This is a genomic window from Pantoea sp. UYEF8 (assembly GCF_040546285.1).
In the GTDB taxonomy this organism is placed as follows: domain Bacteria; phylum Pseudomonadota; class Gammaproteobacteria; order Enterobacterales; family Enterobacteriaceae; genus Pantoea; species Pantoea brenneri.
This window is the reverse complement of the sequence record NZ_JBEPNM010000007.1, coordinates 102331-118386: the sequence shown is the minus strand read 5'-3', so window position 1 is coordinate 118386 and position 16056 is coordinate 102331. Positions and strand designations below refer to the sequence as shown.

Genomic DNA, 16056 nt, shown 5'->3' with positions numbered 1-16056 from the left:
AGTGACGCAAGCCGGGCGCAGTTCGCCTGCGCCCAACGGCGGTATTGAACCTATGCAGGCAATAATGGAACAGAAGCAAGCTTTTGAAAACCGGGTGCTTGAGCGCCTGAACGCCGGTCGCTCGGTGAGAAGCTTTCTGATCGCCGCCGTTGAGCTATTGGCTGAAGCGGTCAATTTGCTGGTGTTGCAGGTGTTCCGCAAAGACGATTACGCCGTCAAATATGCCGTTGAACCGCTGCTGCTGGGCAATGGTCCGCTGGGCGAACTGTCGGTGCGCCTCAAGCTGATTTACGGACTTGGCGTCATCAGCCGGCACGAATATGAAGATTGTGAACTGCTGCTGGCGCTGCGCGAGGAACTGAATAACGACACCGGCGATTACCGCTTTACCGATGATGAGATTCTCGGGCCGTTTGGCGAGTTACACTGCGTGACCGCCTGGCCACCTGCGCCGGTGTTTCACACGGAGGATGCGGAGCTGCGCAGCATGCAACAGCAGCGCTATCTGCAGATGGTGCGTTCCACCATGGTGCTGTCGCTCACCGAGCTGATCTCTCGCATCAGCCTGAAGCAGGCTTTCAAAAAGTCCGCCAATTAAATCTATCAGGTGCCAGAGCGGCACCTGATATCGCTGTAACCTCACCGGGAATATGCGCCCGATTTGGTGTATCCTTTGCCTGTTTTCCTCAACGAGTTGTTGTCATGAAAGAGCAAGAAAAGAACGAAATCAAACGTCTCAGCGATCAGCTGGACGCCCTTAACCGCAAAGAGCCACAGTTACTTGAATCGGGTGATGTTGAGAAACTGGGCGCACTGCTGAAAGAAAAAGAGACGCTGGTCACTGAGATTGAGCGCCTGCGTAATCAGCGCGTCGAGAAGCTGAGTGCCGAAGCGCAGAAGCTGCAAAAGATGGGCTTCAGCCGCGAAATCACTAAGAAAGAGCAGGCGAACCTGGGCGCGCTGAAAAAAAGCGTGCGCGGCCTGGTTGTGGTGCATCCAATGACCGCGCTGGGACGTGAAATGGGTCTGCAAGCGATGACCGGCTTCGCTAAAACGGCCTTCTGATCGGGCGATCAGGCGGCAGCCTGATCGATCCTGTGCTCGCCGGCGGCAGCATCAACCTGCTCCGCCAGCGCATCCAGCAGTTGGTAACGACGGCGATACTCTGCACGCTTCTTGCTGGCAATCTCTTCCAGGGTTTTACGTGGCAGGTTTAACGGCAGCGTAAACATCCCATCCCGGCGTGCCTCTCCGTTCAGCGACAGCCAGAATTCGCTGTAGCTGGCAAAGAATTTATCCCCTTTACTGTGACGATAGCGTAGGCTACGGAAAACATGGGTTTCATCGCCGACCGCCAGGATATTTTCCACCCCACACTGCCGTGCCACAATAAACACCACTTCCATTAACAGACGTTTCGGAAATAGACCGTGTGCCGCTTTGGTCGCCTCGCGAATAACGTCATTGCTGATATGTTTACGCGGCCCCTGCAGTCCGCCAATTAATAAGGTGCGCTTTTTATTCTCGTTAATAATCGAGAAGGAGAGCGAGGCAATAATTTCGCTGTTATAACGCAGCACCAGCGTCACTTCGCCTTCGCGGTCGAAATAACCCGAACTGCAGGAGAGTAAAAACGTCTCGTCATTTTTACCGTTCAGCGACGCCAGTAAATTATCACCGGCGCTTTGCAGCAGCTGGCGTAACGCCGGATTCGGCAGATTATTCATCAGGGTATAGTGATCCAGAATCGCCTGTGCACGCGCCGCAATGCTGATGCCGGCCCGCAGATAAGGCCGGTGCAGCTTGGCGGGCAGCAGCCCCTGGGTACTCATCAGCAGCCCGATTTGCGGTAAATGCGACAGCTGATGTAAATAACGCAACGTTGTCAGTGGCGATATTAAGCTCCTTAACACAAATTTCAGCCGAAAACGCTTGCTCAGCCAGAGCTTATTTGGGATATATTTTCCGCTTATTAACTGAAAAAACAGCGAAGCAGATGAATCAGTGCGGGTCTGGTGAGTAGTTATAATTGACATAGTTAGCGACACACAGTTAGCAGGAATGTCGCTGAGGATAAAACAACCATTATCAACGGCAGGTTAATGTGGCATAAGGTTAAAAAGCGCCCTGCTTTAAACCTGTGGTTTGTTTATTTTTGGTTTAATTAAGCCTGGCCGGAATTAAGGCGAAAAAAAACCGGCGGAGCCTGTCCACCGGTTTATTATCATCACGTTAACGCAAAGATGACTTACTGAGCAGCAGCAAAGCGCGCTGCCGCTTCGTCCCAGTTAACCACGTTCCAGAACGCTTTGATGTAGTCAGGACGCTTGTTCTGATACTTCAGGTAGTAAGCGTGTTCCCATACATCCAGACCGAGGATTGGGTAGCCAGAAACGCCGGCGATCGCTTCGCCCATCAGCGGGTTATCCTGGTTAGCCGTAGAAACGACCGCCAGTTTGTCGCCTTTTTTAACCAGCCACGCCCAGCCAGAACCGAAACGGGTCGCTGCGGCTTTCTCAAACTCTTCCTGGAATTTTTCCACGCTGCCGAAATCTTTTTCGATAGCGGCTTTCAGGTCGCCCTGCAGGGTGGTACCAATTTTCAGGCCTTTCCAGAACAGGCTGTGGTTAGCGTGACCGCCAGCGTTGTTGCGCAGTGGGCCTTTTTTATCTGCTGGCAGCTGATCCAGTTTGGTGATCAGCTCGTCGACCGGCAGATTGGCAAATTCAGTGCCTTCCAGCGCCGCGTTCGCGTTGTTGACATAGGTCTGGTGATGTTTAGTGTGATGGATTTCCATCGTCTGCTTGTCGAAATGCGGTTCCAGTGCGTCGTATGCGTAAGGCAGGGATGGCAGTGAATAACTCATGTTCTTCCTCTCCATTTAGTATTTGAGCAGCACGACGAATTCGGGACGTGCCGCGTAAGCAGTCGAATCATTATAGTTAAATTCATGTAGCGTAAAAGGGTAATCAATGCCCTATTAACCATAAGGATTTGAGCAATCCGGCAAAAGCAACCCGTTGTTTTTACAGACTGCCGCCTGATGTGACGCTTTTCAGACGCCTTTGGCCCTGCTTCTGCGCGACGTGGCGGCAGCCTCAGTGCCGCTCTGCTGGCCTGGACTCAGCGACCCAGTTCGCGCAGCGCGCTGTCGAGCGCGCCGACCAGCCAGTCGATGTCGCCCTGCTGGAACGCCAATGGCGGACGCAGTTTCAGCACATTCCCATACGGGCCAGCGACCGATGTCAGCACCCGATGCTCACGCAGTTTCTCAATCAGGTCCAGCGCCAGCGCTTTGTCAGGCGTTTTGCTGTCACGATCGGTGACCAGCTCAAAGCCAATAAACAGCCCGGCACCGCGCACATCACCGATGCAGTCGTAGCGATCCATCAGGCTGCGCAGTTCGGCCAGCAGTTTCGCCCCGACTACGCGGCTATGCTCCTGCAAGCCCTCTTCGGTGATCACGTTCAGCACCGCCTGCGCCGCCGCCATTGCCACCGGATTACCGCCAAAAGTATTGAAGTAAGGAATCGAGTCGCTGAAGGCTGCCAGCACCTCACTTTTGGCCAGCAGGCCCGATACCGGAATGCCATTGCCCATCGGTTTACCGGTGGTAATGATATCCGGCACTACATCGTGACGACCAAAGCCCCAGAAGGCATCACCGGTGCGGCCAAAGCCAGGCTGCACTTCATCGGCGATGAAAATGCCGCCATTGGCATGCACCACGTCCACGGCGCGTTTCAGGAAGCCGCGCGGATCCGGCAGCACCCCGTCGGAGGAGAAAATGGAATCCGCCAGAAAACCGGCAAATTTAATGCCGTGCGCAGCCATATCATCAATCTGCTGCTGAATCTGATCGGCAAACCATTCGCCCAGATCGGGCGCATCAACCCGATACGCATCAGGCGGCATCACCAGCCGGGTGGTCGCCGCCAGCGGCTGTCCACTGCCGAGCGCCGGCGAAGCACCGGAGGTCAGCTCACTGGTGCCGTGATACGCCTCTTTACTGACGATAATGCCGCTGCCGCCGCTAAAGGCGCGCGCCACGCGAATCGCCAGATCGTTAGCCTCAGAGCCGGTACACATGTACATGGCGCGATCGATCGCCGCGGGCGTGGTGGCCAGCAACGCTTCGCTGTAATCGAGGATATTTTCATGCAGATAACGGGTGTGGGTGTTCAGCATTTTCATCTGCTGCGTCACCGCCTCAATCACCGCCGGATGGCAATGGCCGATGCTCGCCACGTTGTTATAGACGTCAAGATACTTGTCGCCGGCCGCGTCCCACAGATATTGCCCCTCACCACGCACCAGATGCACCGGCTTGCGATAGAACAGGCGATAGGATTCGCCGAGCACTTTGCTGCGTTTTTCGGTCATTTTACGGGTGTCGCTATCCAGCGCATCCGCATGTTCGGCCCGAAAACTGTTGGTATCCATAATAGTGGAACGCGTGGCCATGATAACTCCCGTTGCGAGGTGAAGTGGTTGAGGCTGATAACCCATCATGCCTGCCTGCGCTAAAAATGCAACCAAATACACAAATACAACCAAATACACATGACGGCATCCGGGCGCTCAGGTAAGCTTAGTCACTGATTCAGCCGACTTTCGCACTGCGCCTATAAGGAACCGACCATGCTGCAGGAAACGCGTCTTCAGCGCATTCGTGCCCTGCTGACCACCTTAAATCAGGTCAGCACCGATCGCATCATCAGGGAACTGGGGGTGTCACGCGAAACCGCGCGCCGCGACATTATTGAGCTGGAAGCACTGGGGCAGGCACGCCGTGTCCACGGTGGTCTGGTAGCCATTGAGACGCCGCCGGAGCCGCCGCTGACGGTACGCCGTGCCGCGCAGGCCCGAGAAAAACGCGCCATCGCCCGGGCAGCCGCGCAGTTATTGCAGCCGGGACAGACGCTGTTTATTGATGCAGGCAGCACCACCACCCTGTTAGCCGGGGAGCTGCGCGCACTCTCCGGTCTGACCATCCTCACCAACAGTCTGCAGGCTGCGCTGGCACTCAGCGCCGGCGAGGAGCATGACGTGCTGGGTAACGAGATTATTTTACTGGGCGGAACACTGTCAGCCGGCGCGCAGCAGACGCGCGGCGAAATTACCGTCGGAGAGATCGTCCGTTATCGCGCCGATGTTGCGCTGCTGTCGCCGGTCGGCATTGACGCCAGTCGCGGTGCCACCAGTTTTCATCCGCACGAAGCGGCGATTGCCCGGGCGATGGTGCAGCAGTCCGCCACCACCGTTTTACTGGCTGACCACAGCAAGCTGGGCGTGGTCAGCCGCACGGTGTACGCTGCGCCGCAGGCGATTACCACGCTGATTACCGATGGCGGCGGTGAGATTTCTTCTGCGCTGGCCGCCTTACAGCAGGCGCTGCCGCAGGTAATAGTGGTTTAAATCAGGCGCTGCGGATGGCTGTAAACGGTCGCGCGTCCCGGCTTGCTGAAGCCGACCAGCGTCAGGTTGCATCGCTCAGCAACCTCAACCGCCAGCCGCGTCGCCGCCGAAACCGCAAACAGAATCTCGACGCCGCACATCGCCGATTTCTGCACCATTTCATAGCTGGCGCGACTGGATACCAGTACCGCGCCATCGCCCCAGTCTGACTGGCTGCGGTAGCCCAGCAGCTTATCCAGCGCCACATGACGGCCGACATCTTCACAGCCGCCCGCCAGCTGGCCATCCGGCTGGATCCACGCAGCGGCGTGGGTACAACCGGTTTTCTGCCCGACCGGCTGGTAATCTTTCAGCTGGCCCAACGCCCGATCCAGCTGTGCGAGAGCAAAGGTCTGGGTAAACGGTAAGGGCGACAGCGGTTTGCCGATCTGATCCAACTGTTCAACGCCACAGACGCCGCAGCCGGTGCGACCGGCCATCGCACGACGCTGCGCTTTAAGCGCCATAAAGCGGCGGCTGGAGAGTTCAATCTGCACTTCAATACCGTTACAACCCGGCACCACATCCATCCCGAAAATATCTTCCGGCGCGTCGATAATCCCCTCCGACAGCGAGAAACCCAGCGCAAACGCCTCCAGGTCTTTTGGCGTCGTCATCATCACCACGTGAGAAATGCCGTTATAGACCAGCGCCACCGGGACCTCTTCCGCCAGCCAGTCAGGCTGCGCCACCGCAAGATCTGCGCGCTGCCACACCTGGGCCTCGCTGATGCCGGGCTGAATTGTTAAATCTTCGTCGGAAGCGTGCGGAATAACGTTCAAAGAGTACGACCTGTTGTTAACAAATAATGAAAGAGGACTGACCGCGCTGTCGTTCAAAAACAGCCCGGCAGCAGCTAATTTTGCCCTCTGGCATGGGACAGCGCAAATAAACCACGGGGCAATTGATGCGTTTCCGCTGACGCAGATTGCGCCTGCCGCGCCCGCTGGCGGCAGAATGAGAATGATTCTTCCTCATGCTTTAAACGCGGCCAGCCTCCGGCCGCGATCGTTGTTGCCCCCTACTCATAAAGAGGGAGTAACGGGACTTTTTTGTCAGAGAAATTTTAACACTATGTAAAAAATGGATTACTAATGACTAACCTGTTGACCCGGGTCAATTTGCATACAGGGAGGGCTGCTATTTTGCATTGATTCGCAATGGAGTTAATAAAGAAGAATAATCAATGCAAGTAAGCAGACGGAGTTTTTTCAAAATCTGTGCCGGCGGTCTGGCTGGCACCAGCGCAGCACTATTAGGGTTTGCCCCGGTAAACGCCCTCGCCAGCGTCAGAGAATATAAGCTGATCCGCGCCAGAGAAACGCGCAATAACTGCACCTACTGCTCGGTCGGCTGCGGCATGCTGATCTACAGCCTGGGTGACGGTGCGAAAAATGCCAGCGCCTCGATTTACCATATCGAAGGCGATCCCGATCATCCGGTCAGTCGCGGCTCACTCTGTCCAAAAGGGGCCGGCGTGCTCGACTTTATCCACAGTGAGCAGCGGCTGAAATACCCGGAATACCGCGCGCCAGGCAGCGATAAATGGCAGCGCATCAGCTGGCAGGAGGCGTTTGAGCGCATCGCCCGGCTGATGAAGCAGGATCGCGACGCCCATTTCCAGACCAGCAACGCCGACGGACTCACGGTTAACCGCTGGCCAACCACCGCGATGCTCTGTTCATCCGCCGCCAGCAACGAGACCGGCCTGCTCGACCAAAAATTTGCGCGTGCGCTCGGCATCGTGGCGCTGGAGAATCAGGCGCGGCTCTGTCACGGCCCCACCGTTGCCGCACTGGCACCGAGCTTCGGGCGCGGCGCAATGACCAATCACTGGAACGACATCAAAAACGCCAATGTGGTGCTGATCATGGGCGGCAATCCGGCCGAGGCGCATCCGGTCGGGTTTAAATGGGTGATTGAAGCCAAAATTCACAACCAGGCCCAGGTGATTGTGGTCGACCCACGTTTTAACCGCTCTGCCGCGGTCGCCGATCTCTACGCCCCGCTACGCGCCGGCAGCGACGTGGTGTTCCTGATGGGGGTGATTAACTATCTGCTGCAGCATGACCACATTCAGCACCAGTATGTGCGCGCCTTTACCAACGCCGCGCTGATTGTTGATGAGGGCTACCGCTTCAGCGACGGCCTGTTCAGCGGCTACGATGCCGCATCGCGCCACTACGATCGTCAGAGCTGGCGCTATGCGCTCGATGAAAACGGCCATGCGCAACGCGATGAGAGCTTCAGCCATCCGCGCTGCGTGCTCAACCTACTCAGGGAGCACGCCAGCCGTTATACGCCGGAAATGGTGGCGCGTCTGTGCGGCACACCGCAGGAGAGCTTCCTCAGCATATGCCAGCAACTGGCCGCCACCTGCGTGCCCGATCGCACCACCACCATCCTGTATGCGCTCGGCTGGACCCATCACACCAACGGTTCGCAGATTATCCGCACCGCCGCCATGATCCAGCTGCTGCTCGGCAATATTGGTATGCCCGGTGGCGGCATCAATGCGCTGCGCGGCCACTCCAACGTGCAGGGCTTTACCGATCTTGGCCTGCTGGCACAAAGCCTGCCGGGCTATCTGCCGCTGCCGTCAGAGAAAATGCCCACCCTGGCGAGCTATCTGCAGCAGGCGACGCCTGCGGCCCCGCTGCCGGGCCAGGTTAATTACTGGCAGAACAGTGACAAATTTTTCGTCAGCATGATGAAGAGTTTTTATGGCGATAACGCCACCGCGGAGAATCAATGGGGTTACCACTGGTTGCCGAAGTGGGACAAAAGCTACGACTGCATGGCGCAGGCGGAGATGATGGAGCAGGGCGAACTGAACGGCTGCCTGATTCAGGGCTTCAACCTGCTGGCCGCCTTCCCGGATAAAAATAAAGCCTGTCGCGCCCTGTCGCGTCTGAAATATATGGTGGTGATCGACCCGCTCAGTACCGAAACCGCCAGCTTCTGGCAGCATCATGATGAGTTTAATGACGTCGATCCGGCCAATATCCAGACCGAGGTGTTCCGTCTGCCCTCCTCCTGTTTCGCTGAGGAAGCAGGTTCGGTAGCGAACTCCTCGCGCTGGCTGCAGTGGCACTGGGCCGCCGCCGAGCCGCCGGCTGAAGCACTGCACGACGGCAAAATTCTCGGCAATCTGTTTTTGCGTCTGCGCGATCTTTATCGCCAGGAAGGCGGCACCGCCCCCGAGCCGCTGATGGCGATGCGCTGGGATTACCACGATCCCGCTAACCCGTCGCCGGAAGAGGTGGCGCAGGAGAGTAATGGCCGGGCGCTGGCTGACATTTATGATGACAGCGGCACGCTGCTGCTGAAAAAAGGCCAACAGCTTAACGGCTTTTCGGAGCTGCGTAATGATGGCACCACCGCCAGTGCCTGTTGGATCTACGCGGGCAGCTGGACTTCACAGGGCAATCAGATGGCGCGGCGCGATAACGCCGATCCTTCCGGCCTGGGAGCCATCTCCGGCTGGGCCTGGGCGTGGCCCGCTAACCGGCGCATCCTCTACAACCGCGCCTCTGCTGATGCCGATGGCAAAGCCTGGGACCCGCAGCGCCGCCTGATCGAGTGGGATGACACACGCTGGCACGGCATTGATGTACCGGACTATCCGCTGACCCTGTCGCCGCAGCAGCAGGCCGGGCCGTTTATCATGCAGCCCGATGGTCTCGGTCATCTGTTTGCGCTCGACAAACTGGCTGATGGCCCGTTCCCGGAACACTACGAGCCGATGGAAAGCCCGCTGGCTGACAATCCGCTGCATCCGCAGCAGCGTCACAGTCCGGTGGTGCGGTTGTTCCGCAACGATGCGGCCAGTCTGGGCGAGGCCGCTGACTATCCCTGCGTGGCGACCACCTACTCGATTACCGAACTGTTCCGCCACTGGACCAAACACGCCCTGCTGAACGCCATTGCGCAGCCGGAGCAGTTTGTCGAGATCGGCACCGAACTGGCCGCAGAGAAAGGAATACGCGCTGGGGACAGCGTCAGGGTGACGTCACGTCGCGGCTATATCAAAGCCAAAGCGGTGGTGACGCGCCGTCTGCCACGTCTGATGATCGACGGCAAGCCGGTCGATACCGTGGGCATTCCCTGTCACTGGGGCTTCGAAGGCACGACGCGCAAAGGCTTTCTCGCCAATACGCTGACCCCTTCAGTTGGCGATGCCAACTCACAGACCCCGGAATACAAGGGATTTTTAGTGAACGTGGAAAAAGCGTAACGGTGGATGACGATGGCTTACCAATCACAAGATATTATTCGTCGCTCAGCGACCAACGGATTCACCCCGCCACCGCAGGCGCGCGATCATCAGCGCCAGGTCGCAAAATTAATCGACGTCACCACCTGCATCGGCTGTAAAGGCTGTCAGGTGGCCTGCTCAGAGTGGAACGACATCCGCGCCGAGGTCGGGCATAACGTGGGGATTTATGACAACCCCACCGACTTAAGCGCCAAAGCCTGGACGGTGATGCGCTTCTCCGAAGTGGAAGAGAACGGCAAGCTGGCGTGGCTGATTCGCAAAGATGGCTGCATGCACTGCGCCGATCCCGGCTGCCTGAAAGCCTGTCCATCGGCGGGTGCCATTATTCAGTACGCCAACGGCATCGTCGATTTCCAGTCAGAGCAGTGTATTGGCTGCGGCTACTGTATCGCCGGTTGCCCGTTCAACGTGCCCCGACTGAATAAAGAGGATAACCGCGTCTACAAATGCACCCTGTGCGTGGATCGCGTCAGCGTCGGCCAGGAGCCGGCATGCGTTAAAACCTGCCCGACCGGTGCCATTCATTTCGGCAGCAAAAGCGACATGCTGACGCTGGCCGCCGAACGCGTTGCTGAACTTAAGGCGCGCGGTTACGCCCAGGCCGGGGTGTATAACCCGGCAGGCGTTGGCGGCACCCATGTGATGTATGTCCTGCATGACGCCAGTCAGCCGCAGCGCTATCACGGCTTACCGGCCGATCCGCATATCAGCCCGACCGTTACCTTCTGGAAAGGTATCTGGAAACCGGTGGCCGCCGTCGGTTTTGCCGCCACCTTCGCCGCCTCGCTGTTCCACTATGTCGGCGTGGGCCCGAACCGGGTCGCCGAACACCACAATGATGACGACGACGATCGCGCGGAGGAGCGCAAATTATGAAAACTTCCGATCGCCTGGTGCGTTATCGCCCGGCAGAACGCATTAATCACTGGATTGTCGCCTTATGCTTTGTGCTGGCTTCGCTGAGCGGGTTAGGCTTTTTCTTTCCCTCCTTCAACTGGCTGATGCTGATATTCGGCACGCCACAGCTGGCGCGTATTCTGCATCCGTTTGTGGGGGTGGTGATGTTTGCCGCCTTTATGCTGATGTTTTTGCGCTACTGGCGGCATAATCTGGTCAATCGCGACGATCTCTACTGGGCCAGAAATATTCACCGTATTGCCCTGAATGAAGAGGTCGGTGATACCGGTAAATATAACTTTGGTCAGAAGTGTGTGTTCTGGGCTGCTATCATCTGCTTAGTACTGCTGCTGGTCAGTGGCATTGTGATCTGGCGACCTTACTTCGCCGGTGCATTCACTATTCCGCTGATTAGACTGGCACTGGTGGTGCATTCGGTTTCCGCCACGGCGCTGATCCTGATGATCATGGTGCATGTTTATGCCGCGCTGTGGATCAAAGGCACCCTGACGGCGATGGTAGAGGGTTGGGTCAGTTCCGACTGGGCCAGACAGCATCATCCGCGCTGGTACCGTGAGCAGCGTAATCAGCCTCTTAAACAGGAAAAACGCCCCTGATGAGTATTCGCATTATCCCGCAAGATCAGCTGGAGAAGAGCGAAAAAACGACGGCGGAGATGATTCCGCCGTTACTTTTTCCACGGCTGAAAAACCTGTACAGCCGCCGTGCTGCGCGACTGCGCGACCTGGCGGCTAAAAATCCACTGGGTGACTATCTGCGTTTTGCCGCAGTGATTGCCGAAGCGCAGGAAATTGTACTGTATGACCATCCGCTGCATATGGATCTGCAGGCGCGGCTGGTCCAGAGTGCCAGTGAAGGCAAGCCGCCGCTAAATATCCATACGCTGCCGCGCGATACCCATTGGCACCGATTGCTGCACTCACTGATCGCTGAACTGAAGCCAGAAATGAGTGGCCAGGCGCTGGCGGTGCTGGAAAACCTGGAGAAAGCCTCGGCGACCGAGCTGGAGACGCTGGCCAGCGCGCTGTTCGCCGGCGAATATGCACAGGTCAGCAGCGACAAGGCACCGTTTATCTGGGCGGCGCTGGCCCTTTACTGGGCGCAGATGGCCGCGATGATCCCGGGCAAAGCGCGCGCCGAAATGGGCGACCAGCGTCAGTTTTGTCCGGTCTGCGCCAGTATGCCGGTCGCCAGTGTGGTACATATGGGTAGCCATGATGGCGCACGTTATCTGCATTGCAACCTGTGCGAGAGCGAGTGGTACGTGGTGCGCAGTAAATGTACCCAGTGCGAACAGACCCGCGATCTGCACTACTGGTCGCTCGACAGTGAGCACGCGGCGGTGAAAGCGGAGAGTTGCGGCGACTGCGGCACCTATCTGAAGATGCTGTATCAGGAAAAGAACCCGGCTATCGAACCGGTCGCCGACGATCTGGCGTCGCTGGTGCTGGATGCCCGGATGGAGCAGGAAGGCTTTGCCCGCAGCAGCCTTAACTCCTTTATGTTTCCTGGCGAATCGTAGCTAACCTGGAGAAACCCGATGAAACTGATTGGCAGCTATACCAGCCCGTTTGTGCGTAAGATTTCGGTCATCATGCTGGAAAAAGGCATTATCTTTGAGTTCGTTAACGCATCGCCCTACAGCGATGACAGTCACGTTCCGCACTACAATCCGCTGGGAAAAGTCCCGGCACTGGTGGCTGACGATCAGCAGATCTGGTTCGATTCCAGCATCATTGCAGAGTTTCTGGAGCTGCGCGGCGATGCGCCCGCCCTGCTGCCTGCCGATCCTCATCAGTCGCTGCACATCCGCCAGCTGGAGAAACTGGCGGATGGTGTCAGCGACGCCGCGCTGGTAATTGTGCGTGAGCAGATGCGGCCAGGCAATCAGCAATCGGAAGAGGTGTTGCTGCGTAACCGGGAAAAAATCCAGCGCAGCCTCGATATGCTGGAGACCCTTGCCGCCGAGGGCAAATGGCTCAATAACGGCCAGCTCAACCTGGCCGATATCGCCACCGGCTGCATGATCGGTTACCTCAATTTCCGGCGGGTGGTACCTAACTGGTGCGTGGAGCGGCCGGCACTGGTGAAACTGGCGGAGACGCTGTTTCAGCGCGAGAGTTTTGCGCGGACAACGCCGCCTGCGGCGTGACAGGCCGGCGCGGTGCGCCGCCACGGCCATAAAAAAAGGGACGATAGCTCGTCCCTTTTCCGCACAACAAATAGCATTACTGCAGCAGCGAGATATCCGCCACCTGCAGGAACAGCTCACGCAGTTTTGACAGCAGCGTCAGGCGGTTAACCCGCACCGCCTGATCGTCGGCGTTAACCATCACTTTATCGAAGAAGTTATCAACGGCTTCACGCAGCTGCGCCAGTTCGATCAGCGCATCCTGGTAGCGTCCTTCCGCAAAGTACGGCTGCAGCTTGCTGCTCAGCGCGGTGACAAACGTCGCCAGCTGGATCTCTTCATTCTCTTTCAGCAGTGACGCCTGCACGCTGTCATTCAGCGTTTCGGTCGATTTTGCCAGAATGTTAGAGACGCGCTTGTTGGCAGCGGCCAGCGCAGCGGCTTCATTCAGCGTACGGAAGTGCGATACCGCTTTCATGCGGGCATCGAAGTCAGCCGGACGGGTCGGACGACGCGCCAGCACCGCCTGCAGCGTATCAATGCTGTGGCCTTCTTCCTGATACCAGGCGCGGAAGCGACCCAGCATAAAGTCGATCACATCATCCACTACGCTGGCGTTGCTCAGCTTGCTGCCATACAGACGCACGGCTTCTTCAGTCAGGGTTTGCAGATCAAGCGGCAGATTCTTCTCAACGATGATGCGCAACACACCGAGTGCGGCACGACGCAGAGCAAACGGATCTTTGTCGCCTTTTGGATGCTGACCAATGCCAAAAATGCCGGCCAGCGTATCCATTTTGTCGGCGATCGCCAGCGCACAGGCGACCGGACTGGACGGCAAATCGTCACCGGCAAAGCGCGGCTGATACTGCTCATTCAGCGCGACGGCCACATCTTCAGCTTCGCCATCGTGACGCGCATAGTGCATCCCCATCACGCCCTGCGTGTCGGTGAACTCGAACACCATATTGGTCATCAGGTCACACTTCGACAGCAGGCCCGCACGGGTCGCATGGTTGACATCGGCGCCAATCTGACCGGCAATCCAGCCGGCCAGCGCCTGGATGCGATCGGTTTTGTCACGCAGCGTGCCCAGTTCTTTCTGGAACAGCACTGTTTCCAGGCGCGGCAGATGATCTTCCAGACGCTTTTTGCGGTCGGTATTGAAGAAGAACTCCGCATCGGCCAGACGCGGACGCACCACTTTCTCGTTACCCGAGATAATCTGGCGCGGATCGCTGGATTCGATATTGGTGACGAAAATGAAGTTCGGCAGCAGGTTGCCGTTATCGTCATATACCGGGAAATATTTCTGATCGCCTTTCATGGTGTAGACCAGCGCTTCAGCCGGCACCTTGAGGAATTTCTCTTCAAAGGTGGCGGTCAGCACCACTGGCCACTCCACCAGCGAGGTCACTTCTTCCAGCAGGCTATCGCTGAGATCGGCATTACCGCCCAGACGACGGGCGGCGGCTTCGGCATCGGCCTTGATCATCGCTTTACGGGTCTGGTAGTCGGCGATCACCTTGCCGCGTTTCTCCAGCACGTCCGGATACTGATCGGCGTTGTCGAGAGTAATGTCATGCTCGCCCATGAAGCGATGGCCGCGAATGGTGCGCGCAGAGTCCACGCCCAGAATGGTAGCGGGAATCAGCTCATCGCCCAGCAGCAGCGTCACGGTGTGAACCGGACGGACGAACTGCACGTCGCTGTCGCCCCAGCGCATCAGTTTTGGCACCGGCAGTTTGCTCAGCGCGGTGGCGATCATCGCCGGCAGCAGAGCCTGAGCCGCTTCGCCCTTAACCTGAGCGCGATAGACCAGCCACTCGCCTTTATCGGTGCTCAGACGTTCAGCCTGATCAACGGTGATGCCGTTACCGCGTGCCCAGCCTTCTGCGGCTTTGGTGGCGTTACCGTCGGCGTCAAACGCTGCGCTGACCGCCGGGCCGCGCTTTTCCACTTCCCGATCGGGTTGTGAGGCGCTCAGGTTCGCCACTTTCAGCGCCAGACGGCGCGGTGCGGCAAACCAGCTGACGTCGCCGTGGTTCAGATTGGCGGCATCAAGTTCCGCAGTGACCTGCGCGGCAAAGGCTTCAGCCAGGCTGCGCAGGGCTTTTGGTGGCAGCTCTTCGGTGCCGATCTCCACCAGGAAGGTTTTCTCAGTCATGGCTGCCTCTTACTTTTTGTTATTGCACATCGGGAAGCCCAGTGCCTCGCGAGAGGCGTAGTAAGCTTCAGCCACGGCTTTCGTCAGGGTGCGGATACGCAGAATATAGCGCTGACGCTCGGTGACCGAGATCGCCTTACGCGCATCCAGCAGGTTGAAGCTGTGTGCGGCTTTCAGAATGCGTTCATAGGCGGGCAACGGCAGCGGTTTTTCCAGCGCCAGCAGGTGCTGCGCCTCTTTCTCGTACTGCTCGAAGCAGGTAAAGAGGAAATCCACGTCGGCGTATTCGAAGTTATAGGTGGATTGCTCCACTTCGTTCTGATGGAACACGTCGCCGTAGGTGGTTTTACCCAGCGGACCGTCGCTCCACACCAGATCGTAGACGCTGTCGACGCCCTGGATATACATCGCCAGACGTTCGAGACCGTAGGTGATTTCACCGGTCACCGGTTTACACTCCAGGCCGCCCACCTGCTGGAAGTAAGTGAACTGCGTTACTTCCATGCCGTTGAGCCACACTTCCCAGCCCAGTCCCCAGGCACCCAGCGTTGGGTTTTCCCAGTTATCTTCCACGAAGCGAATGTCATGCACCGTCGGGTCCATACCCAGCTCTTTCAGCGACCCGAGATACAGCTCCTGAATGTTGTCCGGTGACGGTTTGATGATCACCTGAAACTGGTAATAGTGCTGTAAGCGGTTCGGGTTTTCACCGTAGCGACCATCGGTCGGACGGCGTGACGGCTGCACGTAAGCTGCGGCGATCGGCTCCGGGCCGAGTGCGCGCAGGCAGGTCATTGGGTGCGAAGTGCCAGCGCCTACTTCCATGTCCAGCGGTTGAACAATGGTGCAGCCCTGACGTGCCCAGTAATCCTGCAAGGTCAGGATCAGGCCCTGAAAGGTCTTGGTATCAAACTTTTGCATGTTGAATTTGCACGCGATTGGCTAGATGAAAAAAGAGTGCGACAGTATACCCTTTGACCGCGCGATGTGCAGCCGGAAATCCTGTACGGTTGCGGCGCGGTTTGGTTGTTGCGTCCTTTTGCTGCCATACAGAGGGCTCCGAATCCTGCCGGCAAAGGTTGTTGCCACCGCCGCGCCTGGCTA

At 57.7% G+C, this 16056-nt stretch carries 14 protein-coding genes; 8 read left to right on the top strand and 6 right to left on the bottom strand.

Features of this window, described 5'->3' with window-relative positions; translation table 11 throughout:
• Positions 1–52 precede the first annotated feature (52 nt).
• Positions 53–598 (top strand): mannitol operon repressor MtlR, encoded by a 546-nt coding sequence (gene mtlR, locus ABIB18_RS14725; RefSeq protein ID WP_176035878.1) that lies wholly within the window; start codon positions 53–55, stop codon positions 596–598.
• Between the two features lie 104 nt (positions 599–702).
• Entirely contained in the window at positions 703–1065 is a 363-nt protein-coding gene (locus tag ABIB18_RS14720; protein WP_031375572.1) for a YibL family ribosome-associated protein, read from the top strand.
• Positions 1066–1073: 8 nt separating this feature from the next.
• On the opposite strand, the gene ABIB18_RS14715 is transcribed toward ABIB18_RS14720, so the two are convergent.
• The 3 genes from ABIB18_RS14715 to ABIB18_RS14705 all read right to left on the bottom strand — a co-directional run bounded on the left by ABIB18_RS14715 (position 1074) and on the right by ABIB18_RS14705 (position 4464).
• The gene (locus ABIB18_RS14715) at positions 1074–2036 is read right to left on the bottom strand and encodes a VirK/YbjX family protein (protein ID WP_354474634.1); all 963 of its coding nucleotides are present in this window, start codon (positions 2034–2036) and stop codon (positions 1074–1076) included.
• Positions 2037–2248: 212 nt separating this feature from the next.
• Complete coding sequence (sodA, locus tag ABIB18_RS14710) at positions 2249–2866, bottom strand: superoxide dismutase [Mn] (RefSeq protein WP_031375573.1); 618 nt, start codon at positions 2864–2866, stop codon at positions 2249–2251.
• 257 nt (positions 2867–3123) lie between these two features.
• A complete protein-coding gene (locus tag ABIB18_RS14705) occupies positions 3124–4464 on the bottom strand; it encodes an aspartate aminotransferase family protein (RefSeq protein WP_031375574.1) in 1341 nt (446 codons plus the stop codon).
• Between the two features lie 177 nt (positions 4465–4641).
• Between ABIB18_RS14705 and ABIB18_RS14700 the strand changes: the two genes are divergently transcribed.
• Positions 4642–5418, top strand: a complete 777-nt coding sequence (locus ABIB18_RS14700) for a DeoR/GlpR family DNA-binding transcription regulator (protein WP_279810142.1) — start codon at positions 4642–4644, stop codon at positions 5416–5418.
• On the opposite strand, the gene fdhD is transcribed toward ABIB18_RS14700, so the two are convergent.
• A complete protein-coding gene (fdhD, locus tag ABIB18_RS14695) occupies positions 5415–6239 on the bottom strand; it encodes a formate dehydrogenase accessory sulfurtransferase FdhD (protein WP_425343573.1) in 825 nt (274 codons plus the stop codon). The genes ABIB18_RS14700 and fdhD overlap by 4 nt on opposite strands.
• A gap of 404 nt (positions 6240–6643) precedes the next feature.
• On the opposite strand from fdhD, the gene fdnG reads away from it, so the two are divergent.
• Genes fdnG through ABIB18_RS14670 form a run of 5 tightly spaced genes read left to right on the top strand, consistent with a single transcriptional unit; the run spans position 6644 to position 12806 of the window.
• The gene (gene fdnG / locus ABIB18_RS14690) at positions 6644–9694 is read left to right on the top strand and encodes a formate dehydrogenase-N subunit alpha (protein WP_354474631.1); all 3051 of its coding nucleotides are present in this window, start codon (positions 6644–6646) and stop codon (positions 9692–9694) included.
• 12 nt (positions 9695–9706) lie between these two features.
• Complete coding sequence (gene fdxH / locus ABIB18_RS14685) at positions 9707–10612, top strand: formate dehydrogenase subunit beta (RefSeq protein ID WP_031375576.1); 906 nt, start codon at positions 9707–9709, stop codon at positions 10610–10612.
• Complete coding sequence (gene fdoI, locus ABIB18_RS14680) at positions 10609–11250, top strand: formate dehydrogenase cytochrome b556 subunit (RefSeq protein ID WP_031375577.1); 642 nt, start codon at positions 10609–10611, stop codon at positions 11248–11250. The genes fdxH and fdoI overlap by 4 nt, the downstream gene beginning before the upstream one ends.
• On the top strand, positions 11250–12176 hold the full coding sequence (gene fdhE / locus ABIB18_RS14675) for a formate dehydrogenase accessory protein FdhE (RefSeq protein WP_354474629.1): 927 nt from the start codon (positions 11250–11252) through the stop codon (positions 12174–12176). The genes fdoI and fdhE overlap by 1 nt, the downstream gene beginning before the upstream one ends.
• 18 nt (positions 12177–12194) lie before the next feature.
• Entirely contained in the window at positions 12195–12806 is a 612-nt protein-coding gene (locus ABIB18_RS14670) for a glutathione S-transferase (protein ID WP_279810139.1), read from the top strand.
• Between the two features lie 76 nt (positions 12807–12882).
• Here the strand turns inward: ABIB18_RS14670 and glyS are convergent, their stop codons facing one another.
• Together glyS and glyQ are read right to left on the bottom strand one after the other, a co-directional pair.
• Complete coding sequence (gene glyS / locus ABIB18_RS14665) at positions 12883–14952, bottom strand: glycine--tRNA ligase subunit beta (protein ID WP_069728628.1); 2070 nt, start codon at positions 14950–14952, stop codon at positions 12883–12885.
• Positions 14953–14961: 9 nt separating this feature from the next.
• A complete protein-coding gene (glyQ, locus tag ABIB18_RS14660) occupies positions 14962–15873 on the bottom strand; it encodes a glycine--tRNA ligase subunit alpha (protein WP_031375581.1) in 912 nt (303 codons plus the stop codon).
• Positions 15874–16056 lie beyond the last annotated feature (183 nt).

Bases quoted from the DNA above. Each gene is read 5' to 3' on its own strand.
- mtlR (WP_176035878.1), top strand. From the start codon at position 53: ATGCAGGCAATAATGGAACAGAAGCAAGCTTTTGAAAACCGGGTGCTT.
- ABIB18_RS14720 (WP_031375572.1), top strand. From the start codon at position 703: ATGAAAGAGCAAGAAAAGAACGAAATCAAACGTCTCAGCGATCAGCTG.
- ABIB18_RS14715 (WP_354474634.1), bottom strand. From the start codon at position 2,036: ATGTCAATTATAACTACTCACCAGACCCGCACTGATTCATCTGCTTCG.
- sodA (WP_031375573.1), bottom strand. From the start codon at position 2,866: ATGAGTTATTCACTGCCATCCCTGCCTTACGCATACGACGCACTGGAA.
- ABIB18_RS14705 (WP_031375574.1), bottom strand. From the start codon at position 4,464: ATGGCCACGCGTTCCACTATTATGGATACCAACAGTTTTCGGGCCGAA.
- ABIB18_RS14700 (WP_279810142.1), top strand. From the start codon at position 4,642: ATGCTGCAGGAAACGCGTCTTCAGCGCATTCGTGCCCTGCTGACCACC.
- fdnG (WP_354474631.1), top strand. From the start codon at position 6,644: ATGCAAGTAAGCAGACGGAGTTTTTTCAAAATCTGTGCCGGCGGTCTG.
- fdxH (WP_031375576.1), top strand. From the start codon at position 9,707: ATGGCTTACCAATCACAAGATATTATTCGTCGCTCAGCGACCAACGGA.
- fdoI (WP_031375577.1), top strand. From the start codon at position 10,609: ATGAAAACTTCCGATCGCCTGGTGCGTTATCGCCCGGCAGAACGCATT.
- fdhE (WP_354474629.1), top strand. From the start codon at position 11,250: ATGAGTATTCGCATTATCCCGCAAGATCAGCTGGAGAAGAGCGAAAAA.
- ABIB18_RS14670 (WP_279810139.1), top strand. From the start codon at position 12,195: ATGAAACTGATTGGCAGCTATACCAGCCCGTTTGTGCGTAAGATTTCG.
- glyS (WP_069728628.1), bottom strand. From the start codon at position 14,952: ATGACTGAGAAAACCTTCCTGGTGGAGATCGGCACCGAAGAGCTGCCA.
- glyQ (WP_031375581.1), bottom strand. From the start codon at position 15,873: ATGCAAAAGTTTGATACCAAGACCTTTCAGGGCCTGATCCTGACCTTG.